This window comes from Nonomuraea endophytica (assembly GCF_014203235.1).
In the GTDB taxonomy this organism is placed as follows: Bacteria; Actinomycetota; Actinomycetes; order Streptosporangiales; family Streptosporangiaceae; genus Nonomuraea; species Nonomuraea endophytica.
In genome coordinates this window covers 87,644-107,322 of the sequence record NZ_JACHIN010000022.1, presented here as the reverse complement: position 1 = coordinate 107,322, position 19,679 = coordinate 87,644, and the positions used below count along the sequence as shown (strand labels likewise).

The window sequence follows — 19,679 nt, the reverse complement described above, 5'->3', positions numbered from 1 at the left end:
TCAGATCAGGCGAGTGCCACAAGATCGGAAAATTCCTCGCTCCACGCGTCTTCAGTTCCGTCTGGTAGCAAGATCACCCTATCCGGTGAAAGAGCATCAACGGCACCCTCGTCATGGGTAACCAGGACGATTGCTCCTGAATACGACCTCAAAGCGGTGAGGACTTGCTCCCTGGAGACGGGGTCGAGGTTGTTAGTGGGCTCGTCCAGGAGGAGGACGTTGGCGCTCGACAACACCAGCAGCGCAAGGGCCAGCCGAGTTTTCTCCCCTCCTGACAGCACCCCTGCGGGCTTGTCAACGTCGTCGCCGGTGAAGAGGAAAGATCCGAGGACCTTTCTCAGCTCGGTGTCGGTGAACTCCCCGCCGGCCGAGCGCATGTTCTCCAGGAGGGTGCGATCGGCCTCCAGGGTCTCGTGCTCCTGGGCGTAATAGCCGATCTTGAGGCCGTGGCCCGGGCGGATCTCGCCGGTGTCGGGGTCCTCGACGCCGCCCAGGATGCGCAGCAGCGTGGTCTTCCCGGCGCCGTTGAGCCCGAGGATGACGACCCGGTGACCTCGGTCGATGGCCACGTCGACGTCGGTGAAGACCTCCAGCGAGCCGTAGGACTTCGACAGGTCGACCGCCTGCAGCGGCGTCTTGCCGCACGGGGCGGGGTCGGGAAAGCGCAGCTTGGCGACCTTGTCGCTCTGGCGCTCCTCCTCGGTGCCGGCCAGCAGGCGGTTGGCGCGGCGCATCATGTCCTGGGCCGCCTTGGCCTTGGTGGCCTTGGCGCGCATCTTGTCGGCCTGCGCCAGCAGCGCGCCCGCCTGCTTCTCGGCGTTGGCGCGCTCGCGCTTGCGGCGCTTCTCGTCGGTCTCGCGCTGGTCCAGATAGGCCTTCCAGCCGACGTTGTAGTGGTCGATCACGCAGCGGTTGGCGTCGAGGTGGAGGACCTTGTTGACCGTCGCTTCAAGAAGACCGACGTCGTGACTGATGATCACCAACCCGCCGTGATGTGATCGCAAAAAATCACGAAGCCACCCGATTGAGTCTGCATCAAGGTGGTTTGTCGGCTCGTCGAGAAGGAGAGTTTCCGCTCCGCTGAAAAGAATGCGTGCCAATTCCACGCGTCTGCGCTGGCCGCCCGAGAGCGTTTCGAGCGGCTGCTTCAGCACCCGGTCCGGCAGCCCCAGGCTGGAGGCGATCGAGGCCGCCTCCGCCTCGGCCGCGTAGCCGCCGAGGACGTGCATCTGGTCTTCGAGCCTGCCGTACCTGCGCACGGCCTTCTCGGCGGTCTTGTCGTCGGCCGAGGACATCGCCAGCTCCGCCTGGTGCAGCTTGCGCAGCACCTCGTCCAGGCCGCGCGCCGACAGGATGCGGTCGCGCGCCAGCACCTGCAGGTCGCCGGTGCGCGGGTCCTGCGGCAGGTAGCCGACCGCGCCCGTGGTGGTGACCGCGCCAGCGGCGGGCAGGCCCTCACCCGCCAGCACCTTGGTCAACGTGGTCTTACCCGCCCCGTTCCGGCCGACAAGTCCGATCTTGTCGCCTGGGTTGACGCGGAAATTGGCCTTCTCGATCAGCAGACGCGCACCGGCGCGCAGCTCGATGTCAGTAGCAAGGATCATGGTTGAAAGGACGCTCCCGGGCTAGGAAAGGACGTCGGAGACGTGGGCATGCTTGCGCCGGTTAACCGGGAGTGTGCATGCGGCCAGTCTACGGTCCCCGCCGGACCCCCGGCTCTGGGTCCACAACCCGGATCCGCACCGCGCGGAACTGCTCCGGAGCCTCCTTCAGCACCGCCAGCCGGGGATCGGGCACCACCAGGAACGGCTCGACCTCCAGCGCCACCAGCGGCGCCAGCCGCCGATCGGCCCTGAGCGCGTCGGCGGCCTTCCTGTCGCCCCCGAACACCACGGCCTCCAGCCCGTCCAGGTGCGGCGTCAGCACGCGCAGCGCCGTGTCGGCCGCGGCCTCGAACGCCTGGTTGGCCTGGAGCGCGCGCCGCCTGGCGAACCGCTGCTGGGACCAGCCGCCGGCCGCCGTACGCCCCTGCACCAGCCGCGACCCCACCTTGGACGCGACCAGCTCACTCCCCTGGAACACCCCGGCCGCATACCCCCCGAGCCGCACCAGCACCACACCCACCCGCCGGTCCCGCTGAGCATGCGCCACAAACCTGGACACGTAGGGCGCCCCCTGGACCAGCGGCGGAAACGGCACCTGCATCTCCGCCAGCGCCCCGTCCTCGGCCCGCAACCGCACGACCAGCCCATCCCCACTGGCCTCGAACGCCCCATGCCGGTCGGCGAACCCGTCCATCCACTTGTTCAACCGCCCAGGCGCGACCGCCACCCATCTCCCCCCACCCCGCGCCGGTCCCATCCCCGCACGATATCTCTCTCTCCCCTTAGAGCTCTCCTATCCGTTACGGCTGTCGCCACCCACCCGCCACCCGCCGCCGTGCGCGGGCGCCGATCGTGGGGGTCGCTTCCCACGTCGGACGTGGTTCCCGCCGCAACGGCCCTTCGTCACCCACCTCCCCCGGAAACCCACCCCCAAGGGCAACCCGCCTCCGCATGCGCCATCCCCTCCTGTGCAACCCCACGCCCCTGGGACAGGCCCTCTGCGCCAGCGCTTCTGGCGAGGCAGCCCGCCTCCGCAGGGCATCCCGAGGGTTGTACGGAGGCGGGGGTGGGTTGATGGGGTCGGGTTTTGGGTTCTGGTCAGGGGCCGTTGGGGCGTGGGTGGGGTTATGGACAGGGGGCTGTTGGCGTGGGGTGTGGCGGGATGGCGGGCTTGGGTTGGGGGGTGTGGGGTTGGGGGTGCAGGTGGGGTGGGTTTCTGGGTGAGAGTGCGGTTGGGGGTGGCGAATTTGGGGGTTCGGTGGTAAGGAACACTGCCTGAAATGTCGGTGAATTTAGGTTCCCGACACTTATGCCGCACCCGCTGCCGGGCGGATCATTTTGGCGTGTCTTCCCAGTTCACAGCCCCTGTCGTAGATCTTGACACCGGGGCGGTCATCGCGACGCACGCCACAGACAGCATCCCTCAGGGACCGCTGCCGCTGCTGCTCGACCTGCCCGTCCAGGTGGTCCTGAACGGCGCCGGCGCGCTGGCCCCGCTCCACGAGGCGCTCCGCCGGGCCGGCCGGCACCCTCGGGAGGTGGTGCTCACCCTCCGGGGCACGTGTGGGGAGACCGAGAAGGACGTGTTCAAGGTCGGCCTCGACGGGCTGCGGGCCCACGGGTACCTGCTGGCCTTCAGTGGGTCGGGCGGGGTGCCGCTGGATCTGGTGGCGCAGGCCTCGCCGTACCTGCTGACGCTGGAGACGGAGCTGGTAGCGCGGATGCCGCGCGATCACCGCAGTGTCGCGGTGGCGCGCGCGACCGCGACGCTGGCCCGCGGGCTGGGGGCGCATGTGCTGGCGCCCGGCGTCGAGGACGAGGCCGAGCTGGGCGCGGCGCGCAACTGCGGTGTGCGGCTGGCCTACGGGCCGCTGCTGGCCCCGGGGCCGGACGGGCGGGTGCGGGTGCCGCTGCCCGCGCCCGAGGAGACCCCCGAGGCGTTCATGCTGGGGCCCCGGGTGCAGGAGCTGCTGCTGCCCGCGGTGACGCTGCCCGCGCAGGCCAACGCCGAGGACGTGGTCGCGGCGTTCGGGCACGAGCCGTCGATCTCCAGCGTGATCCTGGTCGACGAGTACCAGCGGCCCAAGGGGAGCCTGGACCGCAGCCGGTTCCTGCTGTCGTTCGCGGCGCGCTACGGGCACGCGCTGCACGGCAAGAAGCCCGCCCACCGGCTGGCCGACCCGCCCAGGACGGTGCCGCGCACCACCCCGGCGGTGGCGGCCATGCAGGCGGCGGGGCGTGACTCGACGCGTGTGTACGACGACCTGGTGGTGACCGACGAGCTGAACCGCTGCCTGGGCATCGTCCGCGTCTCCGACCTGATCCGGCATGTCTCCAAGACCTGACATGTCGTGAAACCGTGATGGATCGGCCCTGTATCGCGGCCTCGCGTGCGGGTAAGCAGGAGGCGTGAACCAGCAGCTGAACAGACGGGCCCTGCTCAGCGCCGGCCTCCTGGCCGGGGTGGGCGCGTGCACCTCCGCTCCCCCGGCGGCCGCCCCGACCGGCGGCAGTCCGGCGCCACCGCTCAAGGCCGACGACTGGGCGTCGGTGCGCGCGCAGTTCGACCTGCCGAAGGACCGTGCCGACTTCGCCGCGTTCGTGCTGGCCCGCCACCCCGCCGAGGTCCGCCGCGCGATCGAGGAGCACCGCAGGGGGCTGGACGCCGACCCCGAGTACCTCCCCGCCGGGGGCAACCCCGACCAGGCCGTACGCGAGGCCGCGGCACGCTATGTGGGCGGCGCCCCGGCCCAGATCGTGCTCACCGACAGCACCACGATGGGCCTGGCCCTCCTGTACGGCGGCATCAAGCTCCTGCCCGGCCAGGACGTGCTGACCACCGAGCACGACTTCCTGGCCACCCACGAGGCGCTGCGGCTGCGTACCGAGCGGACCGGCGCCGCCGTACGCCGGGTGCGCCTCTACGACGAGCCCGCCAAGGCCTCCGTGGACGAGGTCGCCGGCCGGCTGCGCAAGGCGATCGGCCCGAGGACCAGGATCGTCGCCGTCACCTGGGTGCACTCCAGCACCGGCGTGCGGCTGCCGGTCAAGGAGATGGCCGAGGTCGTCGCCGAGGCCAACAAGGGCCGCGAGGAGAAGGATCGGGCGCTGCTGTGCGTGGACGGCGTGCACGGCTTCGGCGCCATGGCCGACGGCGCGGAGGACCTGGGCTGCGACTTCCTGGCCAGCGGCACCCACAAGTGGCTGTGCGGCCCGCGCGGCACCGGCATCGTGTGGGGACGGGCGTGGGAGGCGGTCGTGCCGCTGATCCCGAGTTTCGGTCAGGCCAGTTTCGACTACTTCTTCGAGGGGTCCTCACAGCAGCCGGTCACCGCCGAGTACTTCACTCCCGGCGGCTACAAGGCGTTCGAGCACCGCTGGGCGGCCGGCGCCGCCTTCGCCTTCCAGGAGGCGATCGGCAAGGACCGGGTCCAGGCCCGCATCCAGGAACTGGCCACCCGCCTCAAGAGCGGCCTGGCCGGGATCGGCCACGTCAAGCTGGCCACGCCGGTCGCGCCCGAGCTGTCGGCCGGGCTGGTGTGCATGGAGGTGGACGGGATCGCCAACCCGTACGAGGCGGTGGGCAGGCTGCGCGAGCAGCACCGGATCGTGGCCAGCAGCACCCCGTACCGCGAGTCGCTGCTGCGCCTCGGGACCACGATCATGAACACGCCCGAGGAGGTCGACCGGGCCGTCAAGGCGGTCGCCGCCCTGCGCTAGCACCGGAGCGGGCCTCCCGGCGGTAATCGCCGGCAGACCCCGGGGCTACAGCCTGCAGGCGTAGATGTCGGTGACCAGGATGGCACGTGCGCCGATGTCCCACAGCTCGTCCATCACGTGCTGGTGTCCCTTGCGGCGGACCATGGCGCGTACCGCCACCCAGCCCTCGCGGTGGAGCGGCGAGACCGTCGGGCCCTCCATGCCGGGGGTCAGCGCGATGGCCTCCTCGATCCGCTCGGCGCGGATGTCGTAGTCCATCATCACGTAGTCGCGCGCGTGGATGACGCCCTGCAGGCGGCGCACGACCTGTTCGAGGCCGGGGGTGCCCGCGCCCTCGCGGCCCCTGATCAGCACGCCCTCGGAGCGCATGATCGGCTCGCCGAACACCTCCAGCCCCACGTTGCGCAGGGTGGTGCCGGTCTCGACCACGTCGGCGACCGCGTCGGCCACGCCGAGGCGGATCGCGGTCTCGACGGCGCCGTCGAGCTTGATCACCCGGGCGTCGACGTCGCACTCGGCCAGGTACTTCTCCAGCAGCCCCGGATACGCGGTGGCCACGCGCAGCCCCTTGAGGTCCTGCACGGAGCTCATCTGCCCGCTGCCGGCCGCCAGGCGGAAGGTGGAGCCGCCGAACCCGAGCGGCATCACCTCCTCGACCTTCGCGCCGGAGTCGATGAGCATGTCGCGCCCGGTGATGCCGGCGTCGAGCGTGCCCTCGCCGACGTAGACGGCGATGTCGCGCGGGCGCAGGAAGAACAGTTCGCAGGAGCTGTCGGCGTCGACGACGACCAGTTCCTTGCTGTCTCGGCGGGGCCGGTAGCCGGCCTCCTTGAGCATGGTCTGGGCCGCTTCGCTGAGCGCGCCCTTGTTCGGTACGGCAAGCCGCAACATCAGTGGTCAACCCCCTACAGGTGCTTGTAAACCTCGTCCAGCCCGATACCCCGGGCGATCATCAGCACCTGCACGTGGTACAGCAGCTGAGAGATCTCTTCTGCGGCGCGGTCCTTCGACTCGTGCTCGGCGGCCATCCAGCTCTCCGCCGCCTCCTCCACGACCTTCTTGCCGATGGCATGGACGCCGGCGTCGAGCGCCGCCACGGTGCCCGATCCCTCGGGGCGCAGGCGGGCCTTGTCTGACAGCTCGGCGAACAGCTCTTCGAAGGTCTTCATGATCTCTCTCGTCGGTCGGCTGACATGCGGGTCCAGCCTAACGTTCGCGGCGGCTTCGTACGTGCGGCGTCCGCGACCCGAGACACCCGGGTTTCGGTCCGTCGATAACGAATCGAAAGCGCTCGGCGCTACGCTCACCGCTGTGTCGGGGGAGTGCGCCTCAGGGCGCGCGGACACAACGGGGTGCTGCGGCCCGCCGTGCCTCCTCCGGGGGAACGGCGGGCACAGCTCCGAGGTCAAGGCGGGCGGGGCCGTACCGGAAAGCCAAAATCCCGGCCGATCGCGATGATCGGCCGGGATCTCAGGTGGCGCGCCGGGCCTCAGGCCCGGCGGCCAGGGTCAGCAGCCGGGGTCAGCGGCCGTAACGGCGGCCGGAGTTGCCGGTGTTGCCGGAGCGGTAGCCGTCACGGGGACGCTCGCCGCGGTCGGCCGAGAACGGACGGCGCTCGCCACGGTCGTCGGCACGGAACGCGCCACCGCGCGGGCCGCGGTCGTCGGCGCGGAAGGGACGCGAGCCCCGGTCGTCGGAGCGGAAGGAGCCACCACGAGCGCCACGGTCGTCCGAGCGGAAACCGCCACGGTCGTCGGAGCGGGGAGCCTGACGGTCGTCAGAGCGGTACCCGCCACCACGCGGACCGCGGTCCTCGCCGGAGCGGAAGCCGCCACGGTCGTCGGAACGCGGGGCCTGACGGTCGTCCGAGCGGAACCCGCCGCCCTGACCACTCTGGCCGCGCTCGTCGGAGCGGAAGCCCTGACGGTTGTCGGAGCGGTAGCCACCACGGCCACGGTCGTCGGAGCGGAAGCCGCCCCCACGGGGACCGCGGTCGCCGGAGCGCTCGCCCGAACGGAAGCCGCCGCCGCTCTGACCGCGGTCGTCACGCTCGGGGCGGTTCTCGCCGACCGTGCGGGGACCGCCGTCGAAGTGGCGCTTCGGGTAACGCTCGCCGTCCTCGTGACGACGGCCGCCGGTGGGGCGGTCACCGCTCTCGGGACGACGTCCGTAGGAACGCTCGCCACGACGGCCGCGACGCTCGCCGCCGCCATGGCCGCCCTCGCGACGGGGACGCAGCGGCTTCTTGACGTCGGGCTCCCAGACCGGGATCGACTCGCCGCTGGGAACGCGGGCGCCGGTGACCTCGGCCACCCGGGAGTTGCCGGGAGCGGCCTTGAGGCGGAACGGGTGGATGCCCGCGCGCCGGGTGAGCTGGTCGGTCGAGCGCCGCTCGTTGGGCAGCACCAGCGTGACGACGGTGCCCTTCTCCCCCGCGCGGGCCGTACGGCCACCGCGGTGGAGGTAGGACTTGTGGTCCTGCGGCGGGTCCACGTGCAGCACCAGGCTGATGTTGTCGACGTGGATGCCGCGGGCGGCGACGTCGGTGCAGACCAGGACGTTGACGGAGCCCTCACGGAACTCGGCCAGGATCCGGGTGCGCTGGTTCTGGCGCTTGCCGCCGTGCAGTCCGCCGGAGCGCACGCCGACCCGGGCCAGCTGCTTGCACAGCCGGTCCACGCCGTGCTGGGTGCGGACGAAGATGATCGTGCGGCCCTCGCGGTTGGCGATCTCGGCGGTCACGTCGAACTTCTCGTCGCGGGTCACCTGCAGCACGTGGTGCTCCATGGTGTCGACCGGGGAGGTCGCCGGGGCCACCGAGTGGTGGATCGGGTCCTTCAGGAACTTCTTCACCAGCTTGTCGACGTCGCCGTCGAGCGTGGCCGAGAACAGCAGCCGCTGGCCGCCGGGCGCGGTCTGCGCGAGCAGTTCCGTGACGACGGGGAAGAAGCCGAGGTCGCACATGTGGTCGGCCTCGTCCAGGACGCTGACCTCGACCTCCGACAGCGAGCACTCACCCTGGCGGATGAGGTCGCCGAGGCGGCCGGGGGTGGCGATGACCAGGTCGATGCCGCGGCGCAGCGCCTCGACCTGCTTGCCCATGGACATGCCGCCGACGACGACCTTCATGCGCAGGCCGAGGCCGCGGCCGAGGGGCTCCAGGGCGTCGTGCACCTGAAGGGCGAGCTCACGGGTGGGCACGAGGATCATGCCGCGCGGGTGCTTGGGCTTGGGCCGGTCACCGGCGATGCGGACCATCGTCGGCAGGCCGAAGGCCAGGGTCTTGCCGGAGCCGGTCTGGCCGCGGCCGAGCACGTCGTGACCCGCCAGCACGTCCGGGATGGTGGCGCTCTGGATGGGGAACGGGGCGTTGATGCCCTGACGGGCGAGGCCGTTCACGAGCGGCGCGGGCAGGCCCAGCAGCTCGAACTCGGACGGACCCGACTCCGGGGAGGTTTCGGGCAGGACAACGTCAAGCATGGTCACGGAAAATCGTGCCTTTCGGTCGAAGTGGCGCGTCACTTCTGCGAAAGGACGAGCCGGGACGTACGGCAGCGCCGTACCTGTGCAGAGAAAACACCTCGGGGTGGGGACGTGCCCGCCTTGATGGAGGCGGTCGTCTACGCGCACCCGGTGCCGGCGCAGGCGGCTGAAGACGCGAGATGATGCGTCAGGTGCACGTGGTGGCCAACACGGGAGAAGATCGATCTATTCCCGCCCTGGCACGCTGAAGCGGCTGACGCGGGCTGCGTCAGCCGTGCAGCTCAAGAAAAAGTCAGACCCTTAGGGATCAGACGTTGAAGCCTAGCATACGGAGCTGCTCACGCCCCTCGTCGGTGATCTTGTCCGGCCCCCACGGCGGCAGCCAGACCCAGTTGATCTTCACATCGGAGACCATGCCGTCGAGCGCGGAGTGCGCCTGGTCCTCGATGACGTCGGTCAGCGGGCAGGCGGCACTGGTCAGGGTCATGTCGATGGTGGCCACAGGCGCGTCGGCGCCCTCGGCCGGGTCAAGATGGAGACCGTAGATGAGGCCGAGGTCCACGACGTTGATCCCGAGCTCGGGGTCCACGACGTCCTTCAGCGCCTCCATGACCTCCTCGACGGTGGCCTGACCGTCATACCCCTGCGTCGGGGTCTGCGTTGGCTTACTCACGAGGCACTCCTCACCACAGCGTCCTTGTAGGCCATCCACGACAGCAGCGCGCACTTCACCCGCGCCGGGAACTTGGCGACCCCGGCGAAGGCGACGGCGTCGCCCAGCACGTCCTCGTCGGCCTCCACCTGTCCCCTGCCCTGCATGAGACGGGTGAACTCGTCGACCACGGACAACGTCTCGGTGACGGTCGAGCCGGTGGTCAGCTCGTGCAGCACCGACGCGGCGGCCTGGCTGATGGAGCAGCCCTGGCCGTCGTAGGACACGTCCTCGATCTTGCCGTCGTCGCCGAGCTTGACCCGGAGCGTGATCTCATCGCCGCACGTCGGGTTCACGTGGTGAACCTCGGCATCGTACGGCTCGCGCAGCCCCCGGCCCTGCGGGTGCTTATAGTGCTCCAGGATCAGCTCCTGGTACATCGACTCGCCGATCATGACTATGCGAACACCTTCTGGACGTGATGGAGGCCGCGCACCAGGGCGTCGATCTCGCCCGTGGTGTTGTACAGGTAGAACGACGCCCGCGTGGTCGCGGGTATTCCGAAGCGCAGGTGAAGCGGGCGGGCGCAGTGGTGCCCGACGCGTACCGCGATGCCGAACTCGTCGTCGAGGATCTGCCCGACGTCGTGCGGGTGAATCCCCTCAAGCGTGAACGCGACGGTGCCGCCGCGCTCCTCCAGCGTGGACGGGCCGATGAGCCGCAGCGACGGGACCTCGGCCAGCGCGTCGAGAGCGTGGGCGGTCAGGGCGCGCTCGTGCGCCTCGATCGCCTCCATCCCGGCGGCCTGGAGGTAGTCGACGGCGGCGCCGAGACCGATGGCCTCGACGATCGGCGGCGTGCCGGCCTCGAACTTGTGCGGGTAGGGCGCGTAGGTCGAGTGGTCCATCCAGACCGCCTCGATCATCTCGCCGCCGCCCAGGAACGGGGGCATGGCCTCGAGCAGTTCGCCGCGGGCCCAGAGCACGCCGATGCCGGACGGGCCGAGCATCTTGTGGCCGGTGAAGGCGACGAAGTCGACGCCCAGCGCGGCCACGTCCACCGGGTGGTGCGGGACCGACTGGGAGGCGTCGAGCATGACCAGCGCGCCGACCTCGCGGGCCCGCTTGAGCACGGGCGCGACGGGGTTGACGGTGCCGAGCACGTTCGACTGGTGCGCGATCGAGACGATCTTCGTGCGCTCGGTGATGACGTCGCCCGACAGGTCCAGCCGGCCCTCGTCGGTGACGCCGAACCACTTCAGCGTGGCGCCGGTGCGCTGGGCCAGCATCTGCCACGGCACGATGTTGGAGTGGTGCTCCATCTCCGAGATGACGATCTCGTCGCCGGGACCCATGGTGAAGCGCGGGTCCTCGTTCGGTTGCGTCGTGCCGGAGGCGCGCCAGAAGCGCTGGCCGAAGCTGTAGGCGACGAGGTTGAGCGCCTCGGAGGCGTTCTTGGTGAAGACCACCTCGTCGCGCGAGGGCGCGCCGACGAAGGCCGCGACCTTGTCACGGGCGTCCTCGTAGGCCTGGGTGGACTCCGCGCCGAGCACGTGCATGGCACGGCCGACGTTGCTGTAGTGCATCGCCAGGTGCTCGCGCATGGTCTCGACGACCTGCGCCGGCTTCTGCGAGGAGTTGCCCGAGTCGAGGTAGACCAGCGACCGGCCGCCGGGCAGCTCGCGGGAGAGGACCGGGAAGTCCTTCCTGATCCTCTCCACGTCGAAGGCCGCTGACATTAGACGGCGGCCTTCGTGTAGGCCTCGTAGCCCTCGGCCTCCAGCTTGTCGGCCAGCTCGGGCCCGCCCTCCTCGACGATCTTGCCGGCGGCGAAGACGTGCACGAAGTCGGGCTTCACGTAGCGCAGGATGCGGGTGTAGTGCGTGATCAGCAGGACGCCGGTCTCGCCGGACTCGCGGAAGCGGTTGATGCCTTCCGACACCACGCGCAGGGCGTCGACGTCGAGGCCGGAGTCGGTCTCGTCGAGCACCGCGATCTTCGGCTTGAGCAGCTCGAGCTGGAGGATCTCGTGGCGCTTCTTCTCGCCGCCGGAGAAGCCCTCGTTGAGGTTGCGCTGGGCGAAGGCCGCGTCGATGGCCAGCGCGTCCATGCCGCCCTTGAGGTCCTTGGCGAACTCACGCAGCTTCGGCGCCTCGCCGCGGATGGCGGTGACGGCCGAGCGCAGGAAGTTGGAGACCGAGACGCCGGGGACCTCGACCGGGTACTGCATGGCCAGGAACAGACCGGCGCGGGCCCGCTCGTCGACCGTCAGCTCCAGCAGGTCGACACCGTCGAGCAGCACCTGGCCGCCGGTGATGGTGTACTTCGGGTGGCCGGCGATGGCGTAGGCCAGCGTCGACTTGCCCGAGCCGTTGGGGCCCATGATGGCGTGGGTCTCGCCCGACTTCACGGTGAGGTTGACGCCGCGCAGGATTTCCTTGTCCTCGACGGCGACCTTCAGATCACGGATTTCGAGAGTGCTCATTTATGACTCCTTCGAGAGCGAGACGAGCACGTCATCGCCATCGATCTTCACTGTGTAGACGTTCACGGGCTTGGTGGCCGGCGGGCCGGTCGGCTTGCCGCTGCGGATGTCGAAGCACGATCCGTGCAGCCAGCATTCGAGGGTGTCGTCGTAGACCTCGCCCTCGCTGAGCTTGACCTCGGCGTGTGAGCAGATGTCGTGCAGCGCGAAGACCTCCGCGCCCTTGCGCACGAGCGCGACCGGCGTCTCGCCCACCTCGACGGCGATGACCCCCGAGTCGGGAATGTCACTCACCCTGCAGACCTTCTCGTAGCTCATGAGTCGTTCACCACTCCTCATTCGCTACGCGGGCCGCTCGTTCCTCGCGGACCGCTTCGCTCACTGCGTCGGGTTCTCTCCTGCTCACCGCGCGAGCTCCGCTTCCACCGCGCTCATCACGCGCTCGCGGATCGACTCGACCTCGATCTTCTCGATGAGCTGGCCGAGGAAGCCCCTGATGACCAGGCGGCGGGCCTCGTCGAAGGGGATGCCGCGGGCCTGGAGGTAGAACAGGTGCTCGTCGTCCAGGCGGCCCGAGGTGGAGGCGTGGCCGGCCCCGGCGACCTCACCGGTGAGGATCTCCAGGTTGGGCACCGAGTCGGCGCGGGCGCCGTCGGTGAGGATGAGGTTGCGGTTGAGCTCGTAGGTGTCGGTGCCCTCGGCCGCCACGCGGATGATCACGTCGCCGATCCAGACCGCGTGCGCCTCCTCGCCCTGCAGGGCGCCGCGGTAGTCCACGTTGCTCTTGCAGTTGGGCTCGGAGTGGTCGACCAGGAGGCGGTGCTCCAGGTGCTGCTTGGCGTCGACGAAGTACACGCCCGACATGTCGGCGTCGCCGCCGGGGCCGGTGTAGGAGACGCTGGGCGACAGACGTACCAGGTCGCCGCCGAGCGTCACCACGAAGCTGCTGAACGTCGCGTCCTTGGCGAGCTGGGCGTGGTGGTGGGAGACGTGCACGGCGTCGGCCGCCCAGTCCTGCAGGCTGACGACCTTCAGCCTGGCGCCGTCGCCGACCACGAACTCGACGTTGTCGGCGTAGACCGCGCTGCCCTTGTGGTCGAGCACGACGATGGCCTCGGCCATCGGCTCCACCTTGATCACGATGTGACCGTAGGCGGCGCCGTCGCCGGAGCCGGTGAGCGTGATGACCGTCTCCTTGGAGGTGACGACCTCGCGCGGCACGGTGATGACCGTGGCCTTCTCGAAGGAGTTGTAGGCCTGCGCGCTGACCCGGTCGGCGGGCACGTACGCCTTGCCGACCCGGGCGTCGTCGCGGCCGACCGTCTCCACGGTGACCTCGGGGGCCGCGTCGACGTCCACGATCACGTGGCCGGAGGCCGCGGCGGTGCCGTTGTGCAGGCCCTTCAGGCGGGACAGCGGCGTGAAGCGCCACTGCTCCTCGCGGCCCGTGGGCACCTCGAAGTCGTCCAGGTTGTAGGAGGACTTCTCGTGCAGGGTCGACAGGGGCTTCTCGTTCAGGCCCATCAGCCGACGGCTCCTTCCATCTGCAGCTCGATCAGGCGGTTCAGTTCGAGGGCGTACTCCATGGGGAGCTCGCGGGCGATCGGCTCGACGAAGCCGCGCACGATCATCGCCATCGCCTCGTCCTCACCGAGCCCGCGGCTCATGAGGTAGAACAGCTGGTCCTCGCTGACCTTGGAGACCGTGGCCTCGTGGCCCATCGAGACGTCGTCCTCGCGGACGTCGACGTAGGGGTAGGTGTCGGAGCGGCTGATCTGGTCGACCAGGAGCGCGTCGCACTTGACCGTGCTCGCGCTGCCGTGGGCGCCCTCCTCGATCTGCACCAGACCGCGGTAGGAGGTACGGCCGCCGCCGCGCGCCACCGACTTGGAGATGACGCTGGAGGAGGTGTGGGGCGCCAGGTGGACCATCTTGGATCCGGCGTCCTGGTGCTGGCCCTCGCCCGCGAACGCGACCGACAGGGTCTCGCCCTTGGCGTGCTCGCCCATGAGGTAGACGGCCGGGTACTTCATCGTGACCTTGGAGCCGATGTTGCCGTCGATCCACTCCATGGTGGCGCCCTCGTAGGCGACGGCGCGCTTGGTGACCAGGTTGTAGACGTTGTTCGACCAGTTCTGGATGGTCGTGTAACGGCAGCGGGCGCCCTTCTTCACGATGATCTCGACGACCGCGGAGTGCAGCGAGTCGCTGGAGTAGATCGGCGCCGTGCAGCCCTCGACGTAGTGAACGTAGGAGTTCTCGTCGACGATGATCAGGGTGCGCTCGAACTGGCCCATGTTCTCGGTGTTGATCCGGAAGTAGGCCTGCAGCGGGATGTCGATGGTCGTGTTCGGCGGCACGTAGATGAACGAGCCACCCGACCAGGTCGCGGTGTTGAGCGCGGCGAACTTGTTGTCGCCGACCGGGATCACCGAGCCGAAGTACTCCTTGAAGAGCTCCTCGTGCTCGCGCAGGCCGGTGTCGGTGTCGACGAAGATGACACCCTTCTCCTCCAGGTCCTCGCGGATCTGGTGGTAGACCACCTCGGACTCGTACTGAGCCGCGACGCCGGCGATCAGGCGCTGCTTCTCCGCCTCGGGGATGCCGAGCTTGTCGTAGGTGTTCTTGATGTCCTCGGGCAGCTCTTCCCAGGAAGCGGCCTGCTTCTCGGTGGAGCGCACGAAGTACTTGATGTTGTCGAAGTCAATGGCGGTGAGGTCGGACCCCCAGGTGGGGAGCGGCTTCTTGCCGAACAGCCGCAGGCCCTTCAGACGCAGGTCGAGCATCCATTCCGGCTCGTTCTTGAGCGCGGAGATGTTGCGGACGACCTCCTCGGACAGGCCGCGCTTGGCGGCCGCGCCCGCCGCGTCCGAGTCGGCCCAGCCGAACTTGTAATTCCCGAGGCCTTCCAGCTCCGGGCGGTCGGTGACAGTCACCTTCCGGTCTCCTTGCTCTCAGTGTCCAATGGGTCGCTCACCGCTCCTCGCTCAGTCCGCGAAGCCCCTGGCGGGCCTCCACGGCGCTGGCCGGGCGGATGCGCTCCCTGTATCCGAACGGGGCTCACATGCGTGGTGCAGACCCCGTCGCCGTGTGCGATGGTGGCCAGGCGCTGCACCGGGGTGCCGAGCAGTCGCGCGAACGCCTCCGTCTCGGCCTCACACAGCTGCGGGAACTCCGCCGCCGCGTGCGCCACCGGGCAGTGGTGCTGGCAGAGCTGGTCGCCGCCGGACTTGGCCTTGCTGGCCGAGGCGGCGTAACCCTCTGCCGACAGGGCCTGGGCCAGCACGTGCACTCGCTGGTCCTCCGGCACTGTCGCCATGACCGGCTCAAGCCGCTGCAGCAGGCTCTTGACCTGCGAGCGGGCGAACTCGGTCACCGCTTCCTCACCCATGCGCTCGGCCAGGAAACGCAGCGCGCTCCCGGCCAGGTCGTCATAGGCGTGCTCGAAAGCACTGCGCCCCGCGTCGGTGATGGCGAACAGCTTGGCCGGCCGCCCTCTGCCGCGCTGCCCGCGCGGCCGCACGGTGCGAGGCTCTATCATCCCGTCGGTCAGCAGCGCGTCGAGGTGGCGTCGCACGGCCGCGGGCGTGAGCCCGAGCCGCTCGCCGAGCGCGGCGGCCGTGACGGGACCGTGCTCCAGGATCAGCCGGGCCACGCGGGCGCGTGTGCTGCGCTCGCTTCCTGGCTCGATCGAGGAGGTCACGTTTTTCACAACATCAGTGTGCCGTAATTCCTTCCCCGTTCACAAACGGTTCCGGAGATGCGGAGAATGTAATTTCTCACGCAGGGTAGCCTTACCTAACTCCACGTCGGAGCAGGGTGAACGCCACCCCCGAGGCCAGGATGAGGCCGAGCATGACGGCCGCCATCGGCACCGCCGTACCGGATCCGGCGAGTCCCACCAGCGGCGCGGCGACCGCGCCGAGGGCGAACTGCAGCACACCAAGCAGCGCCGACGCGCTGCCGGCGATCTGCGGAGGCTGGCTGGCCAGGGCGAGCGCGCCGGTGCCCGGCAGCACGAGTCCCTGCCCGCACATGATGACGAACAGCCCCGCCACGATGCCGCCGAGGCCCAGCCCCGCGGTGGCGGCGGCGACGAGCAGCACGCCTCCCGCCAGCGTGACGGCCAGGCCGACGCGGACCAGGAGCGCCGGCCGGACGCGTCCGGCCAGGCGCCCGCCGACCTGCGCCATGACGGTCAGGCCGAGGGCGTTGAGCCCGAAGATGAGCGAGTACTGCTGCGGCGTGGCCTGGTACACGCCCTGCAGGACGAACGGCGAGCCGGAGATGTAGGCGAACATGGCGGCGAAGGCCAGGCCCGCGGTCAGCGCGCTGGCCATGAAGGCGCGGTCGCGCAGCAGGCGCCAGAACGTCATCGCGGTGTGCCTGAGCCCGCCGCTCTCCCGCTGGTCGGCGGGGAGCGTCTCCTTGACGCCGGGGATGACCGCGAGCAGCAGCGCCAGGCCGAGCAGGCTCAGCGCGACGAAGACGCCGCGCCAGGAGGTGAACGCCAGCAGTTGCGCGCCGGCGATCGGGGCCAGGATCGGCGCGAGGCCGCTGACGAGCATGAGGGTGGCGAAGATGCGGGCGATGGCCGCCCCGTCGTAGAGGTCGCGCACCACGGCGCGGACGATCACCAGGGCGGCGCCGCCGAGCACGCCCTGCAGCAGGCGCAGCGCGATCAGCGCGGGCACGTTCGGGGCGAAGGCGCACAGCAGCGAGGCCAGCGCGAACCCGCCGACGCCGATGAGCAGCGGCCCCCGCCGCCCGCGTACGTCGCTCAGCGGCCCGGCCAGCACCTGGCCGACGGAGACGCCGATGAGACAGGCGGTGAGGGTGAGCTGGACCTGCGCCGGGGCCGACATCATCTCGCCGGAGATGGCCGGCAGCGCGGGCAGGTACATGTCGATGGACAGCGGTCCGATGGCGCTCAGCGCGCCCAGGATCACCAGGAGCAGTCCGCGGCGTTCTTTCCTGACCTCGATCGCCGGCGTGGCCTCTGCCACGGACATGCGTGATCCCCTCTCCCTCGTAGACCGATGGCCCACGAGGGCCGAGGGGTGGAACGGGAATTAGGGTCCGCCTAATTCCCCATTTCAGGAATTTTCACGAAGTTGGATGACGTTGAAGGACGCTCCCTGCGGGTCGGTGAGCATGGCGAACACGCCGGGCGGCGCGTCCATCCTGTCCACCAGGACCGTGGCCCCCTTCTCGCGGGCCTTGGCGACCGTGGCGTCGAGGTCGGTCACGGCGAAGTAGGTCCCCCAGTAGGACGGGACCTGCGGCGGGTATTCCTCGCCCATGGGCATCATGCCCGCGATGCTGTGCTCGCCTTTGTACCACTCGGTGTAGGCGATCTCGCCCATCTGCTGCGCGTGCGGCCGCCAACCGAACACCTCGGCGTAGAAGCGGGTGGCCGCCTCCACGTCGCGGCTGACGAGCTCGTTCCAGCAGAACGCGCCCGGCTCGTTGACCAGCGTCGCGCCATGGTGGTTGCCGGGTTGCCAGACACAGAAGAAGCCGCCGTCTGGGCCCTGGAAGACCGCCATCGTGCCCTCTTCGAACACCGCGAACGGCTCGGCGAAGACCGTGCCGCCCGCGTTCTTGACCCGGTCGGCGACCGCCGCCGCGTCGTCGGTGGAGACGTACATGTTCCAGACCGGAGGCATGCCCGGATTCTGGAGCGGGCCGACGCCGGCCACGACCTTGTCGCCGACGTGGAACTGCCCGTAACCGCCCGCGGCAGGGTCCTCGGCCATCTCGGCCCGCCACCCGAGCAGCTCGCCGTAGAAGTCGACCGCCGCCGCCACGTCGGTGGTCGACAGATCCACCCAGCAGGGAACGCCTGGATCATAAGCGCTGCGTACTGACACTTCCCCCTCCTTTTGTGAGATGGACCACAATCACCCAATCACGTCACGTCTCACCCGTCAGGCGACTTGACGGGTTCGTCCGCAAGCCTTTACGCGCTGCCAGGCCGGAGCCCGGACCACCGCGGGCAGTCCCTAGACTCTTGCCATGGATTCCCCAGCCGTCGAGATCATCGATCTGGTCAAGCGCTACGGCGCCACCACGGCGATCGACGGCCTCACGCTCTCGGCGGCGCGCGGCGCGGTCACCGCGATCCTCGGCCCCAACGGCGCGGGCAAGACCTCCACGATCGAGATCTGCGAGGGCTTCCGGCGCGCCGACGCCGGCACCGTCCGCGTGCTCGGCGCCGATCCGCGCGCCCACGCGCTGCGCCCCCGGGTGGGCGTCATGCTCCAGGCGGGCGGCGTCCCGCCCGCGATGCGCTGCGGCGAGTGGCTGCGGCTGGTCTCCCGCTTCTACGCAAGCCCCCTCGACCCCCAGGCCCTTCTGGTACGCCTCGGGCTGGCCGAGCACGCCCGCACCCCCTACCGCAGGCTCTCCGGCGGCCAGCAGCAGCGCCTGTCCCTGGCCGCGGCGGTCGTCGGCCGCCCCGAGCTGGTCTTCCTCGACGAGCCCACCGCCGGGCTCGACCCGCAGGCCAGGCACGGTTGCTGGGACCTGGTCGGCGACCTGCGCGCGGCCGGGGTCTCCGTGGTGCTCACCACCCATCACATGGACGAGGCCGAGCGCCTGTCCGACCACGTCGTCATCATCGACCGGGGCCAGGTCGTGGCCGAGGGCAGCCCCGCCCAGCTGACCGGCGCCGAGCGGCAGCTGCGCTTCCGCGCCCGTCCGGGCCTGGCGCTGGAGGAGCTGCTCAACGCGCTGCCGGACGGCAGCGCCGCCAAGGAGTCCCCGGCCGGTCACTACATCCTCGAGGGCCAGGTCGGGCCCGAGCTGCTGGCCACGGTCACCGCCTGGTGCGCCGCCGAGGGCGTCACCGCCGACGACCTGCGCATCGAGCGCCGCACGCTGGAGGACGTCTTCCTCGAACTGACGGGACGCGAACTGCGATGACCGCCCTCGACTTCACTCCGGCGCCCGGCGCGGCGCCGCTGCCCAGGATGGTGCTGGCGCAGGCGGGAGCCGAGGTGCGGGCCATCCTGCGCAACGGCGAGCAGCTGCTGCTCACGCTGATCATCCCGGTGCTCCTGCTCACCGGCTTCTCGCTGGCGCCGCTGATCGACATCGGGGGCGGGAGCCGGGTCGACTTCCTGGCCCCCGGCGTGCTGGCCCTGGCCGTGATGTCCACGGCGTTCACCGGGCAGGCGATCGCGACCGGGTTCGAGCGCCGCTACGGCGTGCTGAAGCGGCTCGGGGCCACGCCGCTGTCGCGGGCCGGGCTCATGCTGGCCAAGACGCTGGCCGTACTCGCGGTGGAGGCCCTGCAGGTGGTGGTCATCGTGGCCGTCGCGCTGGCGCTCGGGTGGCGGCCGCAGGGCTCGTTCCTGGGGGCGGCGCTGCTGGTGCTGCTGGGCACCGCGGCCTTCAGCGGGCTGGGCCTGCTCATGGCGGGGGTGCTGCGCGCGGAGGCGACGCTGGCCGCGGCCAACCTCGTCTACCTGGTGCTCCTGGGGGCCGGCGGGGTGGTCTTCCCGCTGTCGAAGTTCCCCGAGGGGCTGCGCTCGGCTCTTGAGCTGCTGCCGATCTCTGCGCTGACCGGCGGCCTGCGCGCGGTGCTGCGCGACGGGGCCGCGCTGCCGCTCGGCGCGCTGGCCGTTCTGGCGGTCTGGGCGGTGCTCACGCTGGGGCTGGCCTCGCGCACGTTCCGCTGGGAATGACCACCCCCGGGCTCCGTTTCTGTCGGTTGTCGTGAGTACCCTCTG

Annotated in this window: 19 protein-coding genes; 4 read left to right on the top strand and 15 right to left on the bottom strand. The window is 70.1% G+C overall.

The window, feature by feature from the left end:
- Positions 1-5: 5 nt before the first annotated feature.
- Complete coding sequence (locus HNR40_RS48635) at positions 6-1,604, bottom strand: ABC-F family ATP-binding cassette domain-containing protein (RefSeq protein WP_184974208.1); 1,599 nt, start codon at positions 1,602-1,604, stop codon at positions 6-8.
- A gap of 88 nt (positions 1,605-1,692) precedes the next feature.
- Positions 1,693-2,331: an acVLRF1 family peptidyl-tRNA hydrolase gene (locus HNR40_RS48630; protein ID WP_312896816.1), complete on the bottom strand. Its 639-nt coding sequence runs from the start codon at positions 2,329-2,331 to the stop codon at positions 1,693-1,695.
- A 616-nt stretch (positions 2,332-2,947) separates the two neighbouring features.
- Here HNR40_RS48630 and HNR40_RS48625 point away from each other — a divergent pair.
- Positions 2,948-3,949, top strand: coding sequence for an EAL domain-containing protein (locus tag HNR40_RS48625; RefSeq protein WP_312896815.1), 1,002 nt, complete (start codon positions 2,948-2,950; stop codon positions 3,947-3,949).
- 64 nt (positions 3,950-4,013) lie between these two features.
- Entirely contained in the window at positions 4,014-5,324 is a 1,311-nt protein-coding gene (locus HNR40_RS48620; protein WP_184974202.1) for an aminotransferase class V-fold PLP-dependent enzyme, read from the top strand.
- Between the two features lie 45 nt (positions 5,325-5,369).
- Here HNR40_RS48620 and hisG read toward each other — a convergent pair whose 3' ends face one another.
- The 13 genes from hisG to HNR40_RS48555 form a co-directional block, all read right to left on the bottom strand.
- Positions 5,370-6,215: an ATP phosphoribosyltransferase gene (gene hisG / locus HNR40_RS48615; RefSeq protein ID WP_184974200.1), complete on the bottom strand. Its 846-nt coding sequence runs from the start codon at positions 6,213-6,215 to the stop codon at positions 5,370-5,372.
- Positions 6,216-6,229: 14 nt separating this feature from the next.
- The gene (locus tag HNR40_RS48610; RefSeq protein WP_184974198.1) at positions 6,230-6,493 is read right to left on the bottom strand and encodes a phosphoribosyl-ATP diphosphatase; all 264 of its coding nucleotides are present in this window, start codon (positions 6,491-6,493) and stop codon (positions 6,230-6,232) included.
- 352 nt (positions 6,494-6,845) lie between these two features.
- Complete coding sequence (locus tag HNR40_RS48605; RefSeq protein WP_184974196.1) at positions 6,846-8,804, bottom strand: DEAD/DEAH box helicase; 1,959 nt, start codon at positions 8,802-8,804, stop codon at positions 6,846-6,848.
- A 310-nt stretch (positions 8,805-9,114) separates the two neighbouring features.
- Entirely contained in the window at positions 9,115-9,480 is a 366-nt protein-coding gene (locus HNR40_RS48600; protein ID WP_312896814.1) for a metal-sulfur cluster assembly factor, read from the bottom strand.
- The gene (sufU, locus tag HNR40_RS48595; protein ID WP_184974194.1) at positions 9,477-9,914 is read right to left on the bottom strand and encodes a Fe-S cluster assembly sulfur transfer protein SufU; all 438 of its coding nucleotides are present in this window, start codon (positions 9,912-9,914) and stop codon (positions 9,477-9,479) included. The genes HNR40_RS48600 and sufU overlap by 4 nt, the downstream gene beginning before the upstream one ends.
- A 2-nt stretch (positions 9,915-9,916) precedes the next feature.
- Positions 9,917-11,197, bottom strand: coding sequence for a cysteine desulfurase (locus HNR40_RS48590; protein ID WP_184974178.1), 1,281 nt, complete (start codon positions 11,195-11,197; stop codon positions 9,917-9,919).
- Positions 11,197-11,943, bottom strand: a complete 747-nt coding sequence (gene sufC, locus HNR40_RS48585; protein ID WP_184974176.1) for a Fe-S cluster assembly ATPase SufC — start codon at positions 11,941-11,943, stop codon at positions 11,197-11,199. The genes HNR40_RS48590 and sufC overlap by 1 nt, the downstream gene beginning before the upstream one ends.
- Positions 11,944-12,261 carry a non-heme iron oxygenase ferredoxin subunit gene (locus tag HNR40_RS48580; RefSeq protein ID WP_184974174.1) on the bottom strand — a complete coding sequence of 106 codons (318 nt, stop codon included), beginning with the start codon at positions 12,259-12,261 and terminating at the stop codon, positions 11,944-11,946.
- A gap of 84 nt (positions 12,262-12,345) precedes the next feature.
- Positions 12,346-13,467 (bottom strand): Fe-S cluster assembly protein SufD, encoded by a 1,122-nt coding sequence (sufD, locus tag HNR40_RS48575; RefSeq protein ID WP_184974172.1) that lies wholly within the window; start codon positions 13,465-13,467, stop codon positions 12,346-12,348.
- A complete protein-coding gene (sufB, locus tag HNR40_RS48570; RefSeq protein ID WP_184974170.1) occupies positions 13,467-14,879 on the bottom strand; it encodes a Fe-S cluster assembly protein SufB in 1,413 nt (470 codons plus the stop codon). The genes sufD and sufB overlap by 1 nt, the downstream gene beginning before the upstream one ends.
- A complete protein-coding gene (locus HNR40_RS48565) occupies positions 14,876-15,655 on the bottom strand; it encodes a helix-turn-helix transcriptional regulator (protein WP_312896813.1) in 780 nt (259 codons plus the stop codon). The genes sufB and HNR40_RS48565 overlap by 4 nt, the downstream gene beginning before the upstream one ends.
- Positions 15,656-15,737: 82 nt before the next feature.
- On the bottom strand, positions 15,738-16,955 hold the full coding sequence (locus HNR40_RS48560; RefSeq protein WP_184974168.1) for a multidrug effflux MFS transporter: 1,218 nt from the start codon (positions 16,953-16,955) through the stop codon (positions 15,738-15,740).
- A gap of 84 nt (positions 16,956-17,039) precedes the next feature.
- The gene (locus HNR40_RS48555; RefSeq protein WP_184974166.1) at positions 17,040-17,816 is read right to left on the bottom strand and encodes a VOC family protein; all 777 of its coding nucleotides are present in this window, start codon (positions 17,814-17,816) and stop codon (positions 17,040-17,042) included.
- Positions 17,817-17,961: 145 nt separating this feature from the next.
- Between HNR40_RS48555 and HNR40_RS48550 the strand changes: the two genes are divergently transcribed.
- On the top strand, positions 17,962-18,870 hold the full coding sequence (locus HNR40_RS48550; RefSeq protein WP_184974164.1) for an ABC transporter ATP-binding protein: 909 nt from the start codon (positions 17,962-17,964) through the stop codon (positions 18,868-18,870).
- Positions 18,867-19,634 carry an ABC transporter permease gene (locus tag HNR40_RS48545; protein WP_184974162.1) on the top strand — a complete coding sequence of 256 codons (768 nt, stop codon included), beginning with the start codon at positions 18,867-18,869 and terminating at the stop codon, positions 19,632-19,634. Before HNR40_RS48550 ends, HNR40_RS48545 begins: the two co-directional genes overlap by 4 nt.
- The last annotated feature ends 45 nt before the right edge of the window (positions 19,635-19,679 follow it).

Bases quoted from the DNA above. Each gene is read 5' to 3' on its own strand.
- HNR40_RS48635 (WP_184974208.1), bottom strand. From the start codon at position 1,604: ATGATCCTTGCTACTGACATCGAGCTGCGCGCCGGTGCGCGTCTGCTG.
- hisG (WP_184974200.1), bottom strand. From the start codon at position 6,215: ATGTTGCGGCTTGCCGTACCGAACAAGGGCGCGCTCAGCGAAGCGGCC.
- HNR40_RS48610 (WP_184974198.1), bottom strand. From the start codon at position 6,493: ATGAAGACCTTCGAAGAGCTGTTCGCCGAGCTGTCAGACAAGGCCCGC.
- HNR40_RS48605 (WP_184974196.1), bottom strand. From the start codon at position 8,804: ATGCTTGACGTTGTCCTGCCCGAAACCTCCCCGGAGTCGGGTCCGTCC.
- sufU (WP_184974194.1), bottom strand. From the start codon at position 9,914: ATGATCGGCGAGTCGATGTACCAGGAGCTGATCCTGGAGCACTATAAG.
- HNR40_RS48590 (WP_184974178.1), bottom strand. From the start codon at position 11,197: ATGTCAGCGGCCTTCGACGTGGAGAGGATCAGGAAGGACTTCCCGGTC.
- sufC (WP_184974176.1), bottom strand. From the start codon at position 11,943: ATGAGCACTCTCGAAATCCGTGATCTGAAGGTCGCCGTCGAGGACAAG.
- HNR40_RS48580 (WP_184974174.1), bottom strand. From the start codon at position 12,261: ATGAGCTACGAGAAGGTCTGCAGGGTGAGTGACATTCCCGACTCGGGG.
- sufD (WP_184974172.1), bottom strand. From the start codon at position 13,467: ATGGGCCTGAACGAGAAGCCCCTGTCGACCCTGCACGAGAAGTCCTCC.
- HNR40_RS48560 (WP_184974168.1), bottom strand. From the start codon at position 16,955: ATGTCCGTGGCAGAGGCCACGCCGGCGATCGAGGTCAGGAAAGAACGC.
- HNR40_RS48550 (WP_184974164.1), top strand. From the start codon at position 17,962: ATGGATTCCCCAGCCGTCGAGATCATCGATCTGGTCAAGCGCTACGGC.
- HNR40_RS48545 (WP_184974162.1), top strand. From the start codon at position 18,867: ATGACCGCCCTCGACTTCACTCCGGCGCCCGGCGCGGCGCCGCTGCCC.